We start from the raw sequence: 18,491 nt of genomic DNA on the forward strand, positions 1-18,491 counted from the left end.
AAGCGTTTCGCATTTGATCAAAATCTGAGCTGTGTTTCTCCGCAGCATGAAACGGGGCCCTGACCACTCGGTCGGAGTGGTCAGGGCCCCACAGAGAAAGACGGGGATCAGCGCTTGTGCTGGCTGTCCGCGACCGTCACCTCGACCCGCTGGAACTCCTTGAGCTCGCTGTAGCCGGTGGTGGACATGGCGCGGCGCAGGGCGCCGAAGAGGTTCATCGAGCCGTCCGGGGTGTGGGACGGGCCGGTGAGGACCTCCTCGATGGTGCCGACGGTGCCGAGGTCGACCTTCTTGCCGCGCGGCAGCTCCTCGTTGACCGCCTCCATGCCCCAGTGGTGGCCCTTGCCGGGCGCGTCCGTGGCGCGGGCCAGCGGGGAGCCCATCATCACCGCGTCGGCGCCACAGGCGATCGCCTTGGGCAGGTCGCCGGACCAGCCGACACCGCCGTCCGCGATCACGTGCACATAGCGGCCGCCGGACTCGTCCATGTAGTCACGGCGGGCCGCGGCCACATCGGCGACGGCGGTGGCCATCGGGACCTGGATGCCCAGCACATTGCGGGTGGTGTGCGCGGCGCCGCCGCCGAAGCCGACCAGGACGCCGGCCGCGCCGGTGCGCATCAGGTGCAGGGCGGCGGTGTAGGTGGCGCAGCCGCCGACGATCACCGGGACGTCCAGCTCGTAGATGAACTGCTTCAGGTTCAGCGGCTCGTGCGAGGAGGACACATGCTCCGCGGAGACCGTGGTGCCGCGGATCACGAAGATGTCCACGCCCGCGTCCACGACCGCCTTGGAGAACTGGGCGGTGCGCTGCGGGGAGAGCGCGGCGGCCGTGACCACACCGGAGTCGCGCACCTCCTTGATGCGGGCGCCGATCAGCTCCTCCTTGATGGGCGCCGCGTAGATCTCCTGGAGGCGGCGGGTGGCGCGCTCGGCCGGCAGCTCGGTGATCTCGTCCAGCAGCGGCTGCGGGTCCTCGTACCGCGTCCACAGGCCTTCGAGGTTGAGCACGCCGAGGCCGCCCAGCTCGCCGATGCGGATCGCGGTGGCCGGGGAGACCACGGAGTCCATGGGAGCCGCCAGGAAGGGCAGCTCGAAGCGGTAGGCGTCGATCTGCCAGGCGATCGAGACCTCCTTCGGGTCCCGCGTACGGCGGCTGGGGACGACGGCGATGTCGTCGAAGGCGTACGCCCGGCGGCCGCGCTTGCCGCGCCCGATCTCGATCTCAGTCACGTCTGTGGCCTTTCCCTGTTGCGTTCAGCGCCTTCCAGTATCGCCGACGGGTACGACAAAGGCGGCCCCGGATGTTCCGGGACCGCCTTCGGCACGCTCTGGTGACTACTTGGCGCTGTAGTTCGGCGCCTCGACCGTCATCTGGATGTCGTGCGGGTGGCTCTCCTTGAGGCCCGCGGAGGTGATCCGCACGAAGCGGCCCTTGGACTCCATCTCCTCGATGGTGGCCGCGCCCACGTAGCCCATGGTCTGGCGCAGACCGCCGACCAGCTGGTGCAGCACGTTGGCGAGCGGGCCGCGGTAGGGCACCTGGCCCTCGACGCCCTCGGGCACGAGCTTGTCGTCGGACGCCACCTCGGCCTGGAAGTAGCGGTCCTTCGAGTACGACCGGCCCTGGCCGCGGGACTGCATGGCGCCCAGCGAGCCCATGCCGCGGTACGACTTGAACTGCTTGCCGTTGATGAACAGCAGCTCGCCCGGCGACTCCTCGCAGCCGGCCAGGAGGCTGCCCAGCATCACGGTGTCGGCGCCGGCCGCGAGGGCCTTGCCGATGTCGCCGGAGTACTGGAGGCCACCGTCGCCGATCAGCGGGATGCCCGCCTGGCGGGCGGCGCGGGACGCCTCGTAGATGGCCGTGACCTGCGGGACACCGATACCGGCGACCACCCGGGTGGTGCAGATCGAGCCGGGTCCGACACCCACCTTGATGCCGTCGACACCGGCGTCGATGAGCGCCTGGGCGCCGTCACGGGTGGCGACATTGCCGCCGATCACGTCCACGCTCACGCCGGCCTTGATCTTCGCCATCCAGCTGAGGGCGTTGCTGTTGTGGCCGTGCGAGGTGTCGACGACCAGGAAGTCCGCGCCGGCCTCGGCGAGCGCCTGGGCGCGCTCCAGCGCCTCGGGGCTCGCGCCGACGGCGGCACCGACGAGCAGGCGGCCCTCGGCGTCCTTGGCGGCGTTCGGGTACTGCTCGGCCTTGACGAAGTCCTTGACCGTGATGAGGCCCTTGAGGACGCCCGCCTCGTCGACCAGCGGCAGCTTCTCGATCTTGTGCTTGCGCAGCAGCTCCATGGCCTCCGGGCCGGAGGTGCCGACCTTGCCGGTGACCAGCGGCATCGGGGTCATGACCTCGTGCACCCGACGGCTGCGGTCGCTCTCGAAGGCCATGTCGCGGTTGGTCACGATGCCGAGCAGCTTGCCGGCCGGGTCGGTGACCGGGACACCGCTGATGCGGAACTTGGCGCACAGGGCGTCGGCCTCGGCGAGCGTGGCCTCCGGGTGCACCGTGATCGGGTCGGTGACCATGCCGGACTCGGACCGCTTCACCAGGTCGACCTGGTTGACCTGGTCCTCGACGGAGAGGTTGCGGTGCAGGACGCCGACGCCACCGAGGCGGGCCATGGCGATGGCCATGCGCGACTCGGTCACCTTGTCCATCGCCGCCGAGAGCATCGGGATGTTCACCCGGACGTTGCGGGAGATGCGGGACGAGGTGTCGACCGCGTTGGGGAGCACCTCGGAGGCCCCCGGCAGCAGCAGCACGTCGTCGTAGGTCAGCCCGAGTGTCGCGAATTTTCCGGGCACTCCGTCGACGTTGGCAGTCATGACACCTTCCCCAAATGGCCTTGCTCGGTGCGGATGTCCATGCTAACGGCAGGCGTGGCCAGCAAATTCCACGGCGGAAGATCACCTTCGGCTTCGTATGTTCATACGGTGTTCGCGAAGACGTCCTACGGCGATGCCGCTACTGCTCGGCCAGGGCCCGCAGCCGGCTCAGGGCCCGGTGCTGGGCGACCCTGACCGCTCCGGGTGACATTCCCAACATCTGTCCGGTTTCCTCCGCCGTGAGGCCCACCGCGATGCGCAGCAGCAGCAGTTCGCGCTGGTTCTCGGGGAGGTTGGCCAGCAGTTTCTTGGCCCACTCGGCATCGCTGCTGAGCAGGGCGCGCTCCTCGGGGCCGAGCGAGTCGTCGGGCCGCTCGGGCATCTCGTCGGAGGGCACGGCGGTCGAACCCGGATGGCGCATCGCGGCGCGCTGGAGATCGGCGACCTTGTGCGAGGCGATGGCGAAGACGAACGCCTCGAAGGGCCGCCCGGTGTCCCGGTAGCGGGGCAGCGCGAGCAGGACGGCGACACAGACCTCCTGGGCGAGGTCCTCCACGAAGTGGCGCGCGTCGCCGGGCAGTCGCGACAGCCGGGTGCGGCAGTAGCGCAGCGCCAGCGGATGGACGTGCGCGAGCAGGTCGTGCGTGGCCTGTTCGTCGCCGTCGACGGCACGAAGCACGAGGGCACCGATCGCCCCCTGGGCCGTGCCCGCCTCGTCCTCGCGCATCGGTCCATGGTGCCCTGTGGCCGTCCGGTCCGTCGCATCGTGCTGATGGTTGTGCACCGAAGCGTTATGAGCAGGTGCGCCGGCACTCATCCCCTGCGCCCTCCCCTTCCGCTCGACCGACTCGTCCCCGAGAGACTCCACACCCTCAAGGATGCGGCATCCGCGCCGAAACGAGCAGCGCCCGTCCGGTGGGCCGCCTTGCACGCCGCCGTACGGCACGTCCTGGCGGAGCGTACGCGGTATCTTCCGGCCGGCCGGAAGGACACCTGCCCCCGGGAACCCGCAGGGACGGGCACCGGGCACGGGAAGCCGCCGAGGACCCACGACGCGACACGGACGGTGCCGCCGCGAGCGGGGCGCGCCGCGCCGACCAGGGGGTCTGCTCCGGATCCGCCCGCCGGACCGGCGAGGATCCCGGGCACCCGGGGCGTCTTCGCGACGGCTCCCGAGAGCCAGGGCTCGCCCGGCCCCGCGCGGCACGGCGCGCGGGGCCCGCCGGGTCCTACCTGACCAGGCCCCAGCGGAAGCCGAGGGCCACCGCGTGGGCACGGTCCGAGGCACCGAGCTTCTTGAACAGGCGCCGGGCGTGGGTCTTGACGGTGTCCTCGGAGAGGAACAGCTCACGACCGATCTCGGCGTTCGAGCGGCCGTGGCTCATGCCCTCCAGGACCTGGATCTCGCGCGCGGTGAGCGTGGGCGCGGCGCCCATCTCGGCCGAGCGCAGCCGGCGCGGGGCCAGCCTCCAGGTCGGGTCGGCGAGGGCCTGCGTGACCGTGGCCCGCAGTTCGGCGCGCGAGGCGTCCTTGTGCAGATAGCCCCGGGCACCGGCGGCGACCGCGAGGGCCACGCCGTCCAGGTCCTCGGCGACGGTCAGCATGATGATGCGCGCGCCGGGATCGGCGGACAGCAATCGGCGGACCGTCTCGACGCCGCCCAGGCCGGGCATGCGGACATCCATCAGGATGAGGTCGGAGCGATCGGCGCCCCAGCGGCGGAGGACTTCCTCGCCGTTGGCCGCCGTCGTCACACGCTCGACACCGGGCACGGTCGCGACCGCGCGGCGGAGCGCTTCTCGGGCAAGCGGGGAGTCGTCGCAGACGAGGACGGATGTCATGACCGCCCTCCGCAGCTGATGCGCGTCACCTTGAGCCTCCAGGCTGGTACGGAATCTCACCTGTGCGGTCGACCGTCTCGGACGCCTGCCCGAGCGCTTGTGTTTTCAACCGCCTCCGCACTCTCAACGACGGTCACTCGAAAGAGTTACGGGGCTGCACGCCGTCATCGGCACTCTACGTGAGGGCACCGACACGGTGCAGACATGCCCAACGGACCCTCAACTTTTCATCACAACCTATGCCCCATTCAGCTGCTTTTCTTCCCGTTTCGTAGTGTTCGGGGCTAGATTCGCAATGAGTCATATTTACATCTCCTTAGACCGGAGATGTACGGTCGTTGGCACCGTATCCGCCCAGAACGGCTACAAGGGGTCACGTAATGGCAGATTTCTCCCGCCTTCCCGGACCGAACGCGGACCTGTGGGACTGGCAGCTGCTGGCTGCTTGCCGCGGGGTGGACAGCTCGCTCTTCTTTCACCCGGAGGGCGAGCGCGGGGCGGCTCGGAGCGCTCGCGAGAACTCGGCCAAGGAGGTCTGCATGAGGTGCCCGGTCCGTGCGGAGTGCGCGGCGCACGCGCTTGCCGTGCGCGAACCGTACGGCGTCTGGGGCGGCCTGACCGAGGACGAGCGCGAGGAGCTGATGGGGCGGGCACGCAACCGTCTGGTGGCCGCCTCGGCCACCGGCGGGGACACCGCCCAGAGCCACTGAAGGAACGTTTCTGCACCCGGGGCCCGTCGGGTGCGCCGATATCTCCGTCCCTCCGGGCACACCGCGCGCGTGCCCGCGACTCCGCGCGGTTTCACGCCCCGGCGCCGCCCGGAGTCCCTGCCGGGCTGCCCTACTGAGCTGTGCGCCCGGCCGCCCGGGCCAGCTGCTCCAGCGTCGCCGCCACCGCCGGCACCTGCGCCAGATCGGGCAGGGTGAGCGCGACGATCTCCCGCCGCACCGCCGGCTCCAGGCGCACCGCGCGCACCCCTCGCGGCCGTACCGACTCCACCGCGAGCTGCGGCAGTACGGCCACGCCCAGACCCGCGCCCACCAGGCCGGCGACCGCCGGATAGTCGTCGGTGGCGAAGTCGATGCGCGGCGCGAACCCGGCGCCCTGGCAGACCTCCACCAGCTGGCCCCGGCAGCGCGGGCAGCCCGCGATCCAGGGCTCCTCGGCCAGCTCTCCGATGGCGACGGTCTCGGCGCGCGCGAGCCGGTGCCGCTCGGGCACCAGGGCCACCAGACGGTCGGTCAGCAGGGGGCGTACCACCAGGTCGTCCCAGTCCTCGGTGACCGCCGCGCCCTCGTAGCGGAAGGCCAGGGCGAGATCGCAGTCGCCCTCGCGCAGCAGCTCGACGGAGCGCGGGGGTTCGGCCTCCTCCAGGGAGACCCGGGTGCCGGGGTGCGCGGCGCGCAGGGCGGCCAGGGCGGTGGGGACCAGGGTGGAGCTGCCGCTCGGGAAGGAGACCAGCCGGACCCGGCCGGCCCGCAGGCCCGCGATGGCGGCGACCTCCTCCTCGGCGGCGGTGAGCCCGGCGAGGATGCCGGAGGCGTGCCTGACCAGGGCCTCGCCCGCCTGGGTCAGCCGCATCTCACGGCCCGCGCGGATCAGCAGCGGGGTGCCGACGGAGGTCTCCAGGGCCTTCATCTGCTGGCTGACGGCGGGCTGGGTGCAGCCCAGTTCGCGCCCGGCCGCCGAGAAGGAACCGGTGGCGGCGACGGCGCGCAGGACACGGAGATGACGGGCCTCGATCACCCCTCAAGCATAAGGCAATCTTGGGGTCGACGTCCTAAATTCGCTCGACGCTTTGAGTAACGATCCCGTACGGTGCGGGCATGAAGCTTCTCTCCGTCAACGTCGGGCAGGCCCGCCCGGCGCCGTACACGAGCCAGCCGGACGGCCTGACGGGCATCGACAAGAGGCCGGTCGAGGGGCCTGTCATGGTGTCCGCGCCGGGTCCGAAGGGGACCGCGGGCAGCGGGCTGGCCGGGGACGCGGTGTGCGACCTGAAGCATCACGGCGGCGACGACCAGGCGGTGTACGCGTTCGCGCGCGAGGACCTGGACGACTGGGAGCGCGAGCTGGGCCGCACCCTGGCCAACGGCTGCTTCGGGGAGAACATCACGACCGACGGGCTCGATGTCTCCGGGGCGCTGATCGGCGAGCGCTGGCGGATCGGTCCGGCGGTGGTGCTCCAGGTGACCTCGGGCCGTATCCCGTGCCGCACCTTCCAGGGCCATCTGGGCGAGCCGGGCTGGGTCCGCAGGTTCACCCGGAAGGCGGCGACGGGTGCCTACCTCCGGGTGATCGAGCCCGGCGAGATACGCGCGGGCGACGCCGTCGAGATCCTGCACCGGCCCGGCCACGGAGTGACGGCGGCGATGGAGTTCCGCGCGACCACCACCGAGCGGGAGCTGCTGCCCCGGCTGCTCGCGGCGGGCGAGGACCTGCACCCGGAGGCGCTGGCCGCAGCCCGCAAGTACGTCGCGGATCAGGCCCGCTGAGAGGCCGTCACCGCATGGCGGACACCGCATGTCCGGATCGCCCGCGATCACTAACCTTGGGTCATGACAACGGCTCTGATTACGGGATCGACCGCGGGGATCGGCGCCGCCTTCGCGCGGCGGCTGGCGGCTGACGGGCATGACCTCGTCCTGGTGGCACGGGACGCCAAGCGGCTGCGCGAACAGGCGACCGAGTTGCACGACCGGCACGGCATCGAGGCGGAGGTGCTGCCCGCCGACCTCTCCGGGGACAAGGGCATCGAGACCGTCGCCGACCGGCTCGGCGACCGCAAGAACCCGGTCGACCTGCTGATCAACAACGCCGGTTTCGGCAACAAGGGCCGCTATCTGGAAGTCTCCATGGCGGACGAGCTGACGATGCTCAAGGTGCACTGCGAGGCGGTGCTGCGGCTGACGTCGGCGGCGGCCGGGGCGATGCGCGAGCGCGGCCGGGGCGGGGTGGTCAATGTCGCCTCGGTGGCGGCCTTCGTGCCCCGGGGCACCTACGGCGCGTCCAAGGCGTGGGTCGTGCAGTTCACCCAGGGCGCGGCGCGGGACCTGGCCGGTACCGGGGTGCGGCTGATGGTGCTGTGCCCCGGCTTCGTGCGCACCGAGTTCCATCAGCGGGCCGGGATGGGCACGGACAACATCCCCGGCTGGATGTGGCTGGACGCCGACAAGCTGGTCGCGGCGGCCCTCGCCGACCTGGCGCGCGGCAAGTCGCTGTCGGTCCCGGACCCCCGTTACAAGGCGCTGATGGGTCTGGTGAAGGTCACCCCGCGCGGGCTCCTCGGCGGGGTCACCTCCCGCACTGGGCGCAAGTACGGCCCGCAGTAGGCACGGCGCGGCCCGCGGGCGGGTGCCGACGGCGGTCCGGTGGGAAAATGGGAGGAGACGACCGGATCAGGGGGGCCGGAGGCGGCGCCATGACCTTCGTACAGCTCATCGAGTGCAGGACGAGCCGGCCGGACGAGATGAACCGGCTCATGGACGACTGGGTCGCACAGGCCAGGGGGCGGCGGACGGCGACGCACACCCTGGTCGGCCAGGACCGTTCGGACGCCGCGCACCTGGTGGAGGTCGTGGAGTTCCCGTCGTACGAGGACGCGATGCGCGGCTCCGGCCGGCCGGAGAGCGACCGGGTCTTCCGGGAGATGGCCGCCCTGTGCGACGAGGCGCCCGTGCTCATGGACCTCGACGTGGTGCGGGCCGAGCGGCCGGCCGAGGACACCGTACGACGCTTCTTCACCACCCTCGCGGCCCCCGGCGAACTGCTCCCGCTCAACGATCTGCTGGCCGAGGACGTGCACAGCCACGACCCGGTGAACCCGCAGGACACCATCGGCCTGGACAACGCGCGCGCCGAGTACCGCATGTGGCGTTCCGCCTTCGAGGGCGCCTTCAGCGTCGAGGACGTCCTCGTCCAGGACGACCGCGCCTGCGCCCGCTGGACCTGGCGGGCCACCCACCGGGGCGACTTCCTCGGCATCCCCGCGACCGGCCGCGCCGTCACCATGACCGGCACCACCCTCTTCCGCCTCGCCCCCGACGGCAAGATCACCGAAACCTGGTGGCAGCACGACCAGCTGGGCCTGATGCAACAGCTGGGCGCACTGGACGAGTTGGAGAACTAACGGGCGACCGGGATTCCCGCCCGGGCGGTACCGGCTGATCCGGCGGACAGTCTGCGGCCTCGCGGTTCCCATGGGGAACTCTGTTCGAACACCGGCCCGGGGCGGCCGAAGGAAGAGGAAAAGATGGCACAGGGGGGTCTCTCGGCGCGGCGGTCCGCGGGCACCGAGACCGGGGTGGACGTGCTGCTGCGATGGGCACGGATCCGGCGGCGCTCATCCGCTCAGGACATAGCCGACTTCAGGGGCGGACAGCCCTTGCGGGTCGTCGGGTTCACCAAGAGCATCGGCGGGGCGGTGATGACGTCGATCGGCCGGGGCAACGGGACGTACGACCTGATCGTGCCGAAGAAGGACGCGGAACTGATGCGGTACGTCTTCGGGGGGTCCGAGGCCGAGAAGCGGGATGAGGCCGGGCGCGGCTGAGGGGAGTGCGGCAGCGCGAAGGCCCGGCGCCCCCTGAGGGGTGCCGGGCCTTCGGTCAGAGCGTCGAGGCTCAGTGGGCGTGGCCGTGGCTGTGGCCATGGCCCGCGGCGGCCTCCGGCTCCTCTTCCTTCTTCTCGACGACCAGGGTCTCGGTCGTGAGCAGCAGGGAGGCGATGGAGGCGGCGTTCTCCAGGGCGGAGCGGGTCACCTTGACCGGGTCGATGACGCCGGCCTTGACCAGGTCGCCGTACTCACCGGTGGCGGCGTTGTAGCCCTGACCCTTCTCCAGGTCCTTGACCTTGGAGACGATGACGTAGCCCTCCTGGCCGGCGTTCTCGCCGATCCAGCGCAGCGGCTCGACGACCGCGTTGCGGACCACGGCGACACCGGTGGCCTCGTCGCCGGTCTTGTCGAGGTTGCCCTCAAGGACCTTGGAGGCGTGCACCAGGGCGGAGCCACCACCGGAGACGATGCCCTCCTCGACCGCGGCGCGGGTCGCGGAGATGGCGTCCTCCAGACGGTGCTTCTTCTCCTTCAGCTCCACCTCGGTGGCGGCGCCGACCTTGATCACGCACACGCCGCCGGCCAGCTTCGCGAGGCGCTCCTGGAGCTTCTCGCGGTCCCAGTCGGAGTCGGTGTTCTCGATCTCGGCCTTGATCTGCGCGACGCGGCCGCTCAGGTCCTCCGACTTGCCGGCACCCTCGACGATCGTGGTGTCGTCCTTGGTGACGGTGACGCGGCGGGCGGAGCCGAGCACGTCGATGCCGACCTGGTCGACCTTGAGGCCGACCTCTTCGGAGATGACGGTGGCGCCGGTGAGGACGGCCATGTCCTGGAGCATCGCCTTGCGGCGGTCGCCGAAGCCGGGGGCCTTCACCGCGACGGCGTTGAAGGTGCCGCGGATCTTGTTGACGACCAGGGTCGACAGGGCCTCGCCGTCGACGTCCTCGGCGATGATCAGCAGCGGCTTGGAGCCGGACTGGATGACCTTCTCCAGGAGCGGCAGCAGGTCCGCGATGGCGGAGATCTTGCCCTGGTGGATCAGGATGTACGGGTCGTCGAGGACGGCCTCCATACGCTCCTGGTCCGTCACGAAGTACGGGGACAGGTAGCCCTTGTCGAAGGCCATGCCCTCGGTGAAGTCCAGCTCCAGACCGAAGGTGTTGGACTCCTCGACGGTGATGACACCGTCCTTGCCGACCTTGTCCATGGCCTCGGCGATCAGCTCGCCGACCTGCTGGTCCTGGGCGGACAGCGCGGCGACGGCGGCGATGTCGGACTTCTCGTCGATCGGGCGGGCCGTGGCGAGCAGGTCCTCGGAGATCGCCTTGACGGCGGCGTCGATGCCCTTCTTCAGGGCGGCCGGGGAGGCACCGGCGGCGACGTTGCGCAGGCCCTCGCGGACCAGCGCCTGGGCGAGCACGGTGGCGGTGGTGGTGCCGTCACCCGCGATGTCGTTGGTCTTGGTCGCCACCTCCTTCACCAGCTGCGCACCGAGGTTCTCGTACGGGTCCTCGATCTCGACCTCACGGGCGATCGTGACACCGTCGTTGGTGATGGTGGGGGCGCCGAACTTCTTGTCGATGACGACGTTGCGACCCCGGGGGCCGATCGTCACCTTCACCGTGTCGGCCAGCTTGTTGACGCCGCGCTCGAGGGCGCGACGGGCGTCCTCGTCGAACTTCAGGATCTTCGCCATGACAGCGGGAGCCCTCTCGAAATCTTGTGGATAAAAGACGAACTGCGCCCCGGACGCCCGGCTTCGTTATCGGTCGCGGGGGCCAGGGGCGCAGCTCAGAGCAGAGGTTTGCTCGGGGTGAATTACTTCTCGATGATCGCGAGCACGTCGCGAGCCGAGAGGACGAGGAACTCCTCGCCGTTGTACTTCACCTCGGTGCCGCCGTACTTGCTGTACAGAACGACGTCGCCGACCTTGACGTCGAGCGGCAGGCGCTCGCCGTTCTCGAAGCGACCCGGACCGACGGCGAGGACGGCGCCCTCCTGGGGCTTCTCCTTCGCGGTGTCCGGGATGACCAGGCCAGAGGCCGTGGTCTGCTCGGCGTCGAGCGGCTGGACCACGATGCGGTCCTCGAGCGGCTTGATGGCAACCTTGGTGCTGGCGGTCGTCACGATCCGACCTCCCCCTTCGGAGATCTCACGGGGTTAACTGTCTGAGGTGGCGACCAGGTCGATCCGTCGTCGCGGGTGCCGGACCTGCCCGTCGCGTTGTTGGCACTCTCCAGTGGGGAGTGCCAGAGCCGAGACTATGACCGGGATTAGCACTCGGTCAAGCGGAGTGCCAATGACGCCCGGCGCGTCGGCCGAAAACGCGGGTGCGGGAGCGTTGGTCGGCGGGCGATACCGGGCGCGCCGTACCAGGGGCTGCGCCCCCGGACCCCCGCTGTCGGCCTTCGGCCTCCGTCCTCAAGCGCCGGACGGGCGGGAAGGACTACAGGTAATCCTCCAGCCGTGCCGCCGTCAGGTTTCGTCTGTGCATGGCGTCCAAGAGGGGGGCCGTGGGGGCGTCCGGGAGGAGGCGGATGATGTCGCCCCGGCGGAGGTGGTGCGGGCCCCGGGGGTAGGTGAGGCCCGTCGGGGTGAGGGTGGCGCGCCACAGGACGACGGTGGTGACGCCGCAGTCGGCGGCCGCGCGCAGGGTCGTCGGGTCGTACCCGCCCCGGGGTGGGCGCAGGAGACGGGTGCGGCGGGCGCAGAGCGCGGCGCGCTGGGTGGCGTACGGCCTTCCCGCCAGGGGGCGGAGCCCGGGGGTGAACCGGCGCACCGGGAGGCGCAGTTCGCGGAGCACGGTGGGGCGGTCGGTGGCGTCGTAGGTGAGGAAGACGACCCGGTCGCGGGTGGGGACGTGGTCCACGACCGGGGGCAGGGGCAGCCGGGACGGCGGCGCGGCGAGCGGCCGGACGTGCGGTCGCACCCCCTCCGCCGCCTTCCTGCCGAGGCGTTCGATGGGTACGACGGGCTGGGCGCACCCGGCGAGGAACAGGACCGCGGCGAGGACGCCGGCCGGGACGGACAGCAGCGCCGCACCTCGCGAACGCCGCCGCACCGACCGCCCATCGGCCCGGCGCCGCACCGGCGTCCTTCCGGCCGGCCGGACTGCCGTCGCCCCACCGGCCGCCCCACCCACCACCGCTCCACCGGCCGGGCCCCTCGCCTTCGCCCGGCCGGCGGCGGCCCCGTGCCCCGGCGGCGACGCCCCGGCCGTCCGCCCGACGCGCCGTCCACCGGCCGTACGGCTCACCGGCGATCCACCGGCCGGGCGCCCCGGCGGCGCCCCGTCGTCGGACACCTCACCGCGCCCCCCGTGACCGAGGCGGCCGACTCACAGGTAGTCCTCCAGCCGTGCCACCGCGTACCCCTCGCGCGTCACCTTGTTCAGGAAGCGGCGCATGTCGTCGACCATCGTGCCGTCCCAGTCGCTGCGGCCGCGGAAGTGGGTGAGGACGATGTCGCCCCGGCGCAGCTGCTGGTCGTCCTCGCGGAACTCCCAGTGGTCGACGTACACCTCCTCGTTCCAGATCGGGGCGTACTTGATGCCGCAGGACTTGGCGGCGACCAGGGTGTCCTGGTTGTAGTTGCCGTAGGGCGGGCGCAGGACGGTCGGGCGTTTACCGAACTGCTTCTGCATGATGTCCTGCATGTCACAGATCTCGTGCTTCTGCTGCTCGTAGGACAGCCCCGGCAGATAGGGGTGGGTGAGGGTGTGGTTGTTGAGGGTGTTGCCGTAGGACTGGGCCTTGCGGAAGTAGCCGTAGTCGTCCTTGACCAGGTAGTTGCTGAGGAAGGCGGTGTACGGGATCTTCAGGTCCCGCATCATCTGGAGGAACCGGGGGTCCTTCTCCGAGCCGTCGTCGATGGTGAGGAAGACGACCTTGTTCTTGGTCGGGACGGTGGTGAAGACCGGCGGCAGGCCCCAGTCCTCCTGGTGGTCCACCTCGAAGCCGGCGCGCGCGGTGATGCGGGGCTTCACCTTGGGCGGCGCCGGGGGCGCGATCGGGACCTCGTCCAGGCCCCAGCGTTTCGCGGCGGCGACCATGCGGGTGTGTTCCGCGGCCTGGGCCGCGCGCGGGTCGGGGGCGGCGTGACCGGCCGCGCCCTGGCCCGCGGCCGGGCGGGCGGTGCCCGCGCCGGAGCCGGAACCGGAGCAGCCGGTGACGAGGGCGGTCGAGGCGAGGACGGCGGCGGCACAGCCGAGGGCGACCCGTGCCCGACTTTTGTCATTTTGTACTACTAGTCGCATGGTGCTGGATCTTCGCAGGCACCAGCCCCGCTCCCCGGTCGGCAACGCCGCCCTGACGCGCACCATCCACCGACTGGCCCACAATGACCCGGTGAACGACCTCGCTCCTCTCCTCACCCCCGAAGGCCGGGCCCTCCTCGAAGAGGTCCGCGGCACCGCCCCGGCCGATGAACTGGCCGTCGCCACCCGGCTGCGCCGCGACCACCCCGCCGACCTGGTGTCGGCCGCGCTCGGCCAGGCCCGGCTGCGGCAGCGCGCGGCGGCCAAGTTCGCGGCGGCGGACGCGGAGCGGATGTTCTTCACGCCGAACGGGGTCGAGCAGTCGACGCGGGCGAGCGTGGCGGCGTACCGGGCGCGGCGGCTGACCGATCTCGGGGTGACCTCGGTGGCGGACCTGTGCTGCGGGATCGGCGGTGACGCCATCGCGCTGGCGCGGGCCGGGATCCGGGTGCTCGCGGTGGACCGGGACCCGCTGACGGCGGCCGTGGCGCGGGCGAACGCCGAGGCGCTGGGGCTCACCGGCCTGATGGAGGTGCGGGAGGCCGATGTCACGGAGGTGGACACCGCCGGGTACGACGCGGTGTTCGTGGATCCGGCCAGGCGGGGCGGGCAATCAAGAGGAGGCGCGCGAAGCGCGTCGATGAGGGGTGGTGGCCGGGCGACGGGTGGGCGGATCTTCGATCCCGAGGCGTACTCGCCGCCGCTGTCCTGGGCCGTCGGGGCCGCCCGCCGGGCACCGCACGCCGCGCTGAAGATCGCGCCCGGCATCCCGCACGAGGCGGTGCCGCCGGAGGCCGAGGCGGAGTGGATCTCGGACGGCGGCGATGTGAAAGAGGCGGTGCTCTGGTTCGGGACCGGGGCGCCGGGCGCGGTGCGCGCCACCCTGCTGCCCGGCCCGCGCACCCTGCTCGGGCGGGGCCTGCCGGATCCCGAAGTACGCCCGGTGGGGCGGTACTTGTACGAGCCGGACGGCGCCGTGATCCGCGCGCATCTGGTCGCCGAGGTGGCCGAGGAGGTCGCAGGCGGGCTGATCGACGCGACCATCGCGTACATCACCGCCGACGAGCTGCACCCGACCCCGTACGCCACTCCCTACGAGATCACCGACCAACTCCCGTTCAACCTGAAGAAGCTGAAGGCGCTGCTGCGCGAGCGCGAGGTCGGGACGCTGACCGTGAAGAAGCGCGGGTCGGCGGTCGAGCCGGAGGAGCTGCGGCGCAAGGTCAAGCCGCAGGGTCCGAACGCGGCGACCGTGTTCCTCACCCGGGTCGCGGGGGCGCCGACGATGCTGGTCGGCGGGCCCGCACGGCCGCCCGAGGGCCCCTGACCCGGCGGCCGACGCATCCTGCGCCCGGCGCGCCCGGCGGTCAGCGCAGGGTCGCCCACAGGTTCTCGGCGTCCGGCTCCTTCGCGATCACCCGGTTGGGGTCCGAGGGCGCCGTGACGACGGGCATCATCACGGTCTTCACCTGGTCCGCGCTCAGCCCCTTCAGGCTCTTGCCCAACTCGGTCAGCTCGGTCAGGGAGTCGAGGCCGGTGTCGGTGGTGAGGCTCTTGGTGACCGCGTCGGCGACCGTGTACAGCTTGGCCGGATCGGTGAGCAGGTTCGTGCCGGATATCCGCTCCAACAGGGCCTTCACCAGCAGCTGTTGCAGACCTATGCGGCCGAGGTCGCTGCCGTCGCCGATGCCGTGCCGGGTGCGGGCGAGGGCCAACGCCTGCTTGCCGTCCAGGTGGTGGGGGCCGGCCGCCAGATGGAGATGGCTCTTGTCGTCGTCGATGTCCTGGGTCGTGGTGACATCGACCCCGCCGAGCGCGTCGACCAGCTTGGCGAAGCCGGAGAAGTCGATCTCGACGAAGTGGTCCATGCGCACCCCGGTGATCGACTCGACCGTCTTGACCGCGCACACCGGACCGCCCACCGAGAAGGCGCTGTTGAACATCGAGCCGTACGCCACCGCCGTCGAACCCCCGTCGGGCAGCGGGCAGGAGGGGCGGGTGACGAGGGTGTCGCGCGGGATGCTGACCACGGTGGCGCGGGTGCGGCCCGCGTCGAGGTGCACCACCATCGCGGTGTCCGAGCGGGCGCCCGAACTGTCGCCGCCGCCCAGCTCCTTGTCGGCCTTGCCGCTGCGCGAGTCAGAGCCCAGCACCAGGATGTTGAGCGACCCGGCGGGCAGCGGGGCGGCCGCGGCCGTGGAGGCGCTCGGGGAGGGCGCGATCATCGCGTGCGCGGGGCGGTCGTCGCCGAGCGCGCTGTCGATGTCGACGCCCTTGATGTTGTTGTTCAGATGCCAGTAGGCGTAACCGGCCGTGGCCACGCCCAGTACCAGGGCCGCCGCCAGGGTGAGTCCGGCGATCCGCAGCACTCTCGAACGCCGGCCGTGCTCCTCGTGTCGCGTCACGGCAGGAACGTAAGTCCGAATTATTAGGGGACTGTTAGCGGAAGCCGCACGGAGGGGTTTTCTTCCGAAATTCTCATCGGATGCGGTCCGCCGGCACCCGCTCGAAAGTTTCGATCACGCGGACGGCCGCCGCACCTCCGCCGTGCTGGAACGCACCACCAGACTGGTCGCCAACTCCAGCCGGGTGGCGGCGCGTTCCTCCTGCGCGCTGCCCAGTTCGAGCACCAGGCGGGCCGCGGCCTCGGCCATCTCGGTCAGCGGCTGCCGTACGGTCGTCAGCGGCGGCCCCACCCAGCGGGCCACCGGCAGATCGTCGAAGCCGACCACGCTGAGGTCCTCCGGGATGCGCAGCCCCAGCTCGCGCGCGGCCTCGTACAGGCCCACGGCCTGCAGGTCGTTGCCCGCGAAGACCGCGGTCGGCCGGTCGGGGCGGCGCAGCAGCTCCATGCCCAGGCGGTAGCCGGCGTCGTGGTGGAAGTCCCCGGCCACGATCAGCGAGGGGTCGACGGGCAGCCCGGCCGTCTCCAGGGCGGCGCGGTAGCCGTCGATGCGGGCGCGGCTGCACATCATCCGGGACGGGCCGCTGATCGCGCCGATCCGGGTGTGGCCCAGCTCCACCAGATGCCGGGTGGCCGCGAGCCCGCCCTGCCAGTTGGTGGCGCCGATGGAGGGCACGTCCGGGCCCGGGTCGCCGGCCGGGTCGACCACCACGAACGGGATGGACCTGCTGGTCAGCAGCGCCTGCTGGGCGCCGTCCAGCTCGGACAGGACGAGCACCACGCCGTGCGGGCGGCGGGCGGCGACCTGGTCGGCCCAGGAGCGGCCGGGGGTGAGCCGACCGGCGGACTCGGACAGCACCACGCTGAGCCCCGCGGACTGCGCCACGTTCTCCACGCCCCGGATGACCTCCATCGCCCAGGCGCTCTCCAGCTCGTGGAAGACCAGGTCGATCAGTGGGGAGCGGGAGGCCTCGGCGCGCCTGCGCCGGTAGCCGTGGGCGCGCAGCAGCTCCTCGACGCGAGTGCGCGTCGAGGGCGCGACATCGGCTCTGCCGTTGAGGACCTTCGAAACAGTCGGAGCGGACACCCCGGCCTCGCGGGCGATCTCAGCGAGCGTCGCGGTCTGCGTTTCCACGGACTTCCCAGGCTTCATGCCCGCGATCGTAATCCCTGCGCGACCCCTTGACGAAGCCCCTGTTCCGCCATACGTTCCCGGAACATTCGGAACCCCACTCGAAACATTGCGAGGGCCAGGGTCATGGAGTCCACCACGTCCAACGGCGGGCGCGCGTTCAGCAGGCGCTGGGTGCTCGGCGCCGGTGCCACCACACTTGTCGCCGCCGGCACCGCCGGACTCACGGCCTGCGGCTCCTCCGGGGGGTCGGGCGGCGGTGGCACCCTGACCGCGTTCGTGTACGGCGACGACGCGGCCAAGATCCAGGTCGCGGCGATCGACCGGTTCAACTCCTCGGCCGCCGCGAAGAAGGCCAAGGGCACGATCAAGCTGGAGAAGGTGCCCGGCTCCGAGTACCCGGCGAAGCTGCGCACCGCGATGGGCTCCCCCAACGCGCCCGACATCTTCTTCAACTGGGGCGGCGGCTCGATCAAGGCGTACCGCGACGCCAAGCAGCTGGTGGACCTCACCGGCACCATCACCTCCGACCCGGTCCTCAAGAGCGGTTTCCTGCCCTCGGTGATCACGGCCGGCGGCATCGGCGGGCACAACTACGGCATACCCATGCGCGGCATGCAGCCCGTGATCCTCTTCTACAACAAGTCCCTCTTCGCCGAGCGGAAGCTCCAGCCGCCCACCACCTGGGACCAGTTGCTGGACATCAACACCAAGCTGAAGAAGGCCGGGATCACCCCGTTCGCGCTCGGCGGCGCGGACATCTGGCCCGAGCTGATGTGGCTGGAGTACCTGGTCGACCGGATCGGCGGGCCCCAGGTCTTCGACCGGATCAAGAACGGCGACGCCTCCGGCTGGGGCGACCCGGCCGTCCTGAAGGCCGCCCAGACGGTCAAGCAGCTCATCGACGACGGCGCCTTCGGCAAGGGCTTCAACTCGGTCGCCTACACCAACGGCGGCGCCCCGGCCGTATTCGCCAAGGGCAAGGCCGCGATGCATCTGATGGGCTCGTGGGAGTACTCCACCCAGCTCGGCAAGTTCCCGGACTTCGCCCGCAAGGACCTCGGCTGGACCGCGTTCCCGACCATCGAGGGCGGCGCGGGCGACATCCGCAATGTCGTCGGCAACCCCACCAACTACTGGTCGATCAACGCCCGTACGTCCAACAAGGACGCGGCGCTCGCCTTCCTGCGCGACTGCGCCTCCGAGACGTACGCCAAGGCGCTGATCGCCAACGGGGACATCCCGACCACGACCAACGCCGAGAGCCTGCTCGACGCCTCGCCGAACCCGGCGTTCGCCAAGTTCCAGTACAAGATGGTGCAGGACGCCCCGGCGTTCACGCTGAGCTGGGACCAGGCCGTCGACCCGAACGTGTCGACGCCGATGCTCACCGAGGTCAACAAGCTGTTCGTCGGCAAGTCCTCGCCGAGCCAGTTCGTCTCGGCGCTCCAGGGGCTGAAGTGA

The 18,491-nt window shown here is 71.1% G+C and carries 18 protein-coding genes; 7 read left to right on the forward strand and 11 right to left on the reverse strand.

Translation table 11 applies throughout. The features are described from left to right. Positions 1-107: 107 nt before the first annotated feature. The 4 genes from AB0N90_RS20255 to AB0N90_RS20270 form a co-directional block, all read right to left on the reverse strand. Positions 108-1,232 carry a GuaB3 family IMP dehydrogenase-related protein gene (locus AB0N90_RS20255; RefSeq protein ID WP_037657642.1) on the reverse strand — a complete coding sequence of 375 codons (1,125 nt, stop codon included), beginning with the start codon at positions 1,230-1,232 and terminating at the stop codon, positions 108-110. Between the two features lie 105 nt (positions 1,233-1,337). Further along, the gene (gene guaB / locus AB0N90_RS20260) at positions 1,338-2,840 is read right to left on the reverse strand and encodes an IMP dehydrogenase (protein ID WP_361676546.1); all 1,503 of its coding nucleotides are present in this window, start codon (positions 2,838-2,840) and stop codon (positions 1,338-1,340) included. A gap of 139 nt (positions 2,841-2,979) precedes the next feature. Further along, positions 2,980-3,567: a sigma-70 family RNA polymerase sigma factor gene (locus tag AB0N90_RS20265; RefSeq protein WP_085566153.1), complete on the reverse strand. Its 588-nt coding sequence runs from the start codon at positions 3,565-3,567 to the stop codon at positions 2,980-2,982. 502 nt (positions 3,568-4,069) lie between these two features. Then, positions 4,070-4,681: a response regulator transcription factor gene (locus AB0N90_RS20270; RefSeq protein ID WP_003948568.1), complete on the reverse strand. Its 612-nt coding sequence runs from the start codon at positions 4,679-4,681 to the stop codon at positions 4,070-4,072. Positions 4,682-5,061: 380 nt separating this feature from the next. On the opposite strand from AB0N90_RS20270, the gene AB0N90_RS20275 reads away from it, so the two are divergent. Then, positions 5,062-5,391, forward strand: a complete 330-nt coding sequence (locus AB0N90_RS20275; RefSeq protein ID WP_361676549.1) for a WhiB family transcriptional regulator — start codon at positions 5,062-5,064, stop codon at positions 5,389-5,391. A 130-nt stretch (positions 5,392-5,521) separates the two neighbouring features. Here the strand turns inward: AB0N90_RS20275 and AB0N90_RS20280 are convergent, their stop codons facing one another. Next, on the reverse strand, positions 5,522-6,427 hold the full coding sequence (locus AB0N90_RS20280) for a LysR family transcriptional regulator (RefSeq protein WP_085566152.1): 906 nt from the start codon (positions 6,425-6,427) through the stop codon (positions 5,522-5,524). A gap of 80 nt (positions 6,428-6,507) precedes the next feature. Between AB0N90_RS20280 and AB0N90_RS20285 the strand changes: the two genes are divergently transcribed. From AB0N90_RS20285 to AB0N90_RS20300, 4 genes are all read left to right on the forward strand, one after another. Then, on the forward strand, positions 6,508-7,176 hold the full coding sequence (locus AB0N90_RS20285) for an MOSC domain-containing protein (protein ID WP_365198430.1): 669 nt from the start codon (positions 6,508-6,510) through the stop codon (positions 7,174-7,176). A 63-nt stretch (positions 7,177-7,239) separates the two neighbouring features. Then, positions 7,240-8,013, forward strand: a complete 774-nt coding sequence (locus AB0N90_RS20290) for an SDR family oxidoreductase (RefSeq protein ID WP_365198433.1) — start codon at positions 7,240-7,242, stop codon at positions 8,011-8,013. 89 nt (positions 8,014-8,102) lie between these two features. Beyond that, positions 8,103-8,810 (forward strand): ester cyclase, encoded by a 708-nt coding sequence (locus tag AB0N90_RS20295; protein ID WP_365198436.1) that lies wholly within the window; start codon positions 8,103-8,105, stop codon positions 8,808-8,810. 123 nt (positions 8,811-8,933) lie between these two features. Continuing rightward, entirely contained in the window at positions 8,934-9,233 is a 300-nt protein-coding gene (locus AB0N90_RS20300; RefSeq protein ID WP_365198439.1) for a hypothetical protein, read from the forward strand. Positions 9,234-9,303: 70 nt separating this feature from the next. Here the strand turns inward: AB0N90_RS20300 and groL are convergent, their stop codons facing one another. The 4 genes from groL to AB0N90_RS20320 form a co-directional block, all read right to left on the reverse strand. Then, positions 9,304-10,932: a chaperonin GroEL gene (groL, locus tag AB0N90_RS20305; protein WP_085566147.1), complete on the reverse strand. Its 1,629-nt coding sequence runs from the start codon at positions 10,930-10,932 to the stop codon at positions 9,304-9,306. Between the two features lie 122 nt (positions 10,933-11,054). Beyond that, the gene (gene groES / locus AB0N90_RS20310; RefSeq protein ID WP_037657627.1) at positions 11,055-11,363 is read right to left on the reverse strand and encodes a co-chaperone GroES; all 309 of its coding nucleotides are present in this window, start codon (positions 11,361-11,363) and stop codon (positions 11,055-11,057) included. A 319-nt stretch (positions 11,364-11,682) separates the two neighbouring features. After that, entirely contained in the window at positions 11,683-12,297 is a 615-nt protein-coding gene (locus AB0N90_RS20315; protein WP_365198442.1) for a hypothetical protein, read from the reverse strand. Between the two features lie 276 nt (positions 12,298-12,573). After that, positions 12,574-13,491 (reverse strand): polysaccharide deacetylase family protein, encoded by a 918-nt coding sequence (locus AB0N90_RS20320; protein WP_365198444.1) that lies wholly within the window; start codon positions 13,489-13,491, stop codon positions 12,574-12,576. A gap of 91 nt (positions 13,492-13,582) precedes the next feature. Here AB0N90_RS20320 and AB0N90_RS20325 point away from each other — a divergent pair, with 91 nt between their 5' ends. Next, a complete protein-coding gene (locus AB0N90_RS20325) occupies positions 13,583-14,818 on the forward strand; it encodes a methyltransferase domain-containing protein (RefSeq protein ID WP_365198599.1) in 1,236 nt (411 codons plus the stop codon). Between the two features lie 40 nt (positions 14,819-14,858). Here the strand turns inward: AB0N90_RS20325 and AB0N90_RS20330 are convergent, their stop codons facing one another. Together AB0N90_RS20330 and AB0N90_RS20335 are read right to left on the reverse strand one after the other, a co-directional pair. Then, positions 14,859-15,860, reverse strand: coding sequence for an LCP family protein (locus AB0N90_RS20330; RefSeq protein WP_365198602.1), 1,002 nt, complete (start codon positions 15,858-15,860; stop codon positions 14,859-14,861). 150 nt (positions 15,861-16,010) lie between these two features. Further along, positions 16,011-17,048 (reverse strand): LacI family DNA-binding transcriptional regulator, encoded by a 1,038-nt coding sequence (locus tag AB0N90_RS20335; protein WP_365198447.1) that lies wholly within the window; start codon positions 17,046-17,048, stop codon positions 16,011-16,013. Positions 17,049-17,153: 105 nt separating this feature from the next. Here AB0N90_RS20335 and AB0N90_RS20340 point away from each other — a divergent pair, with 105 nt between their 5' ends. Then, a complete protein-coding gene (locus tag AB0N90_RS20340; protein ID WP_365198449.1) occupies positions 17,154-18,491 on the forward strand; it encodes an extracellular solute-binding protein in 1,338 nt (445 codons plus the stop codon).

Origin of the sequence: Streptomyces sp. NPDC093018 (assembly GCF_040684035.1) — a bacterium.
Lineage (GTDB): Bacteria > Actinomycetota > Actinomycetes > Streptomycetales > Streptomycetaceae > Streptomyces > Streptomyces murinus.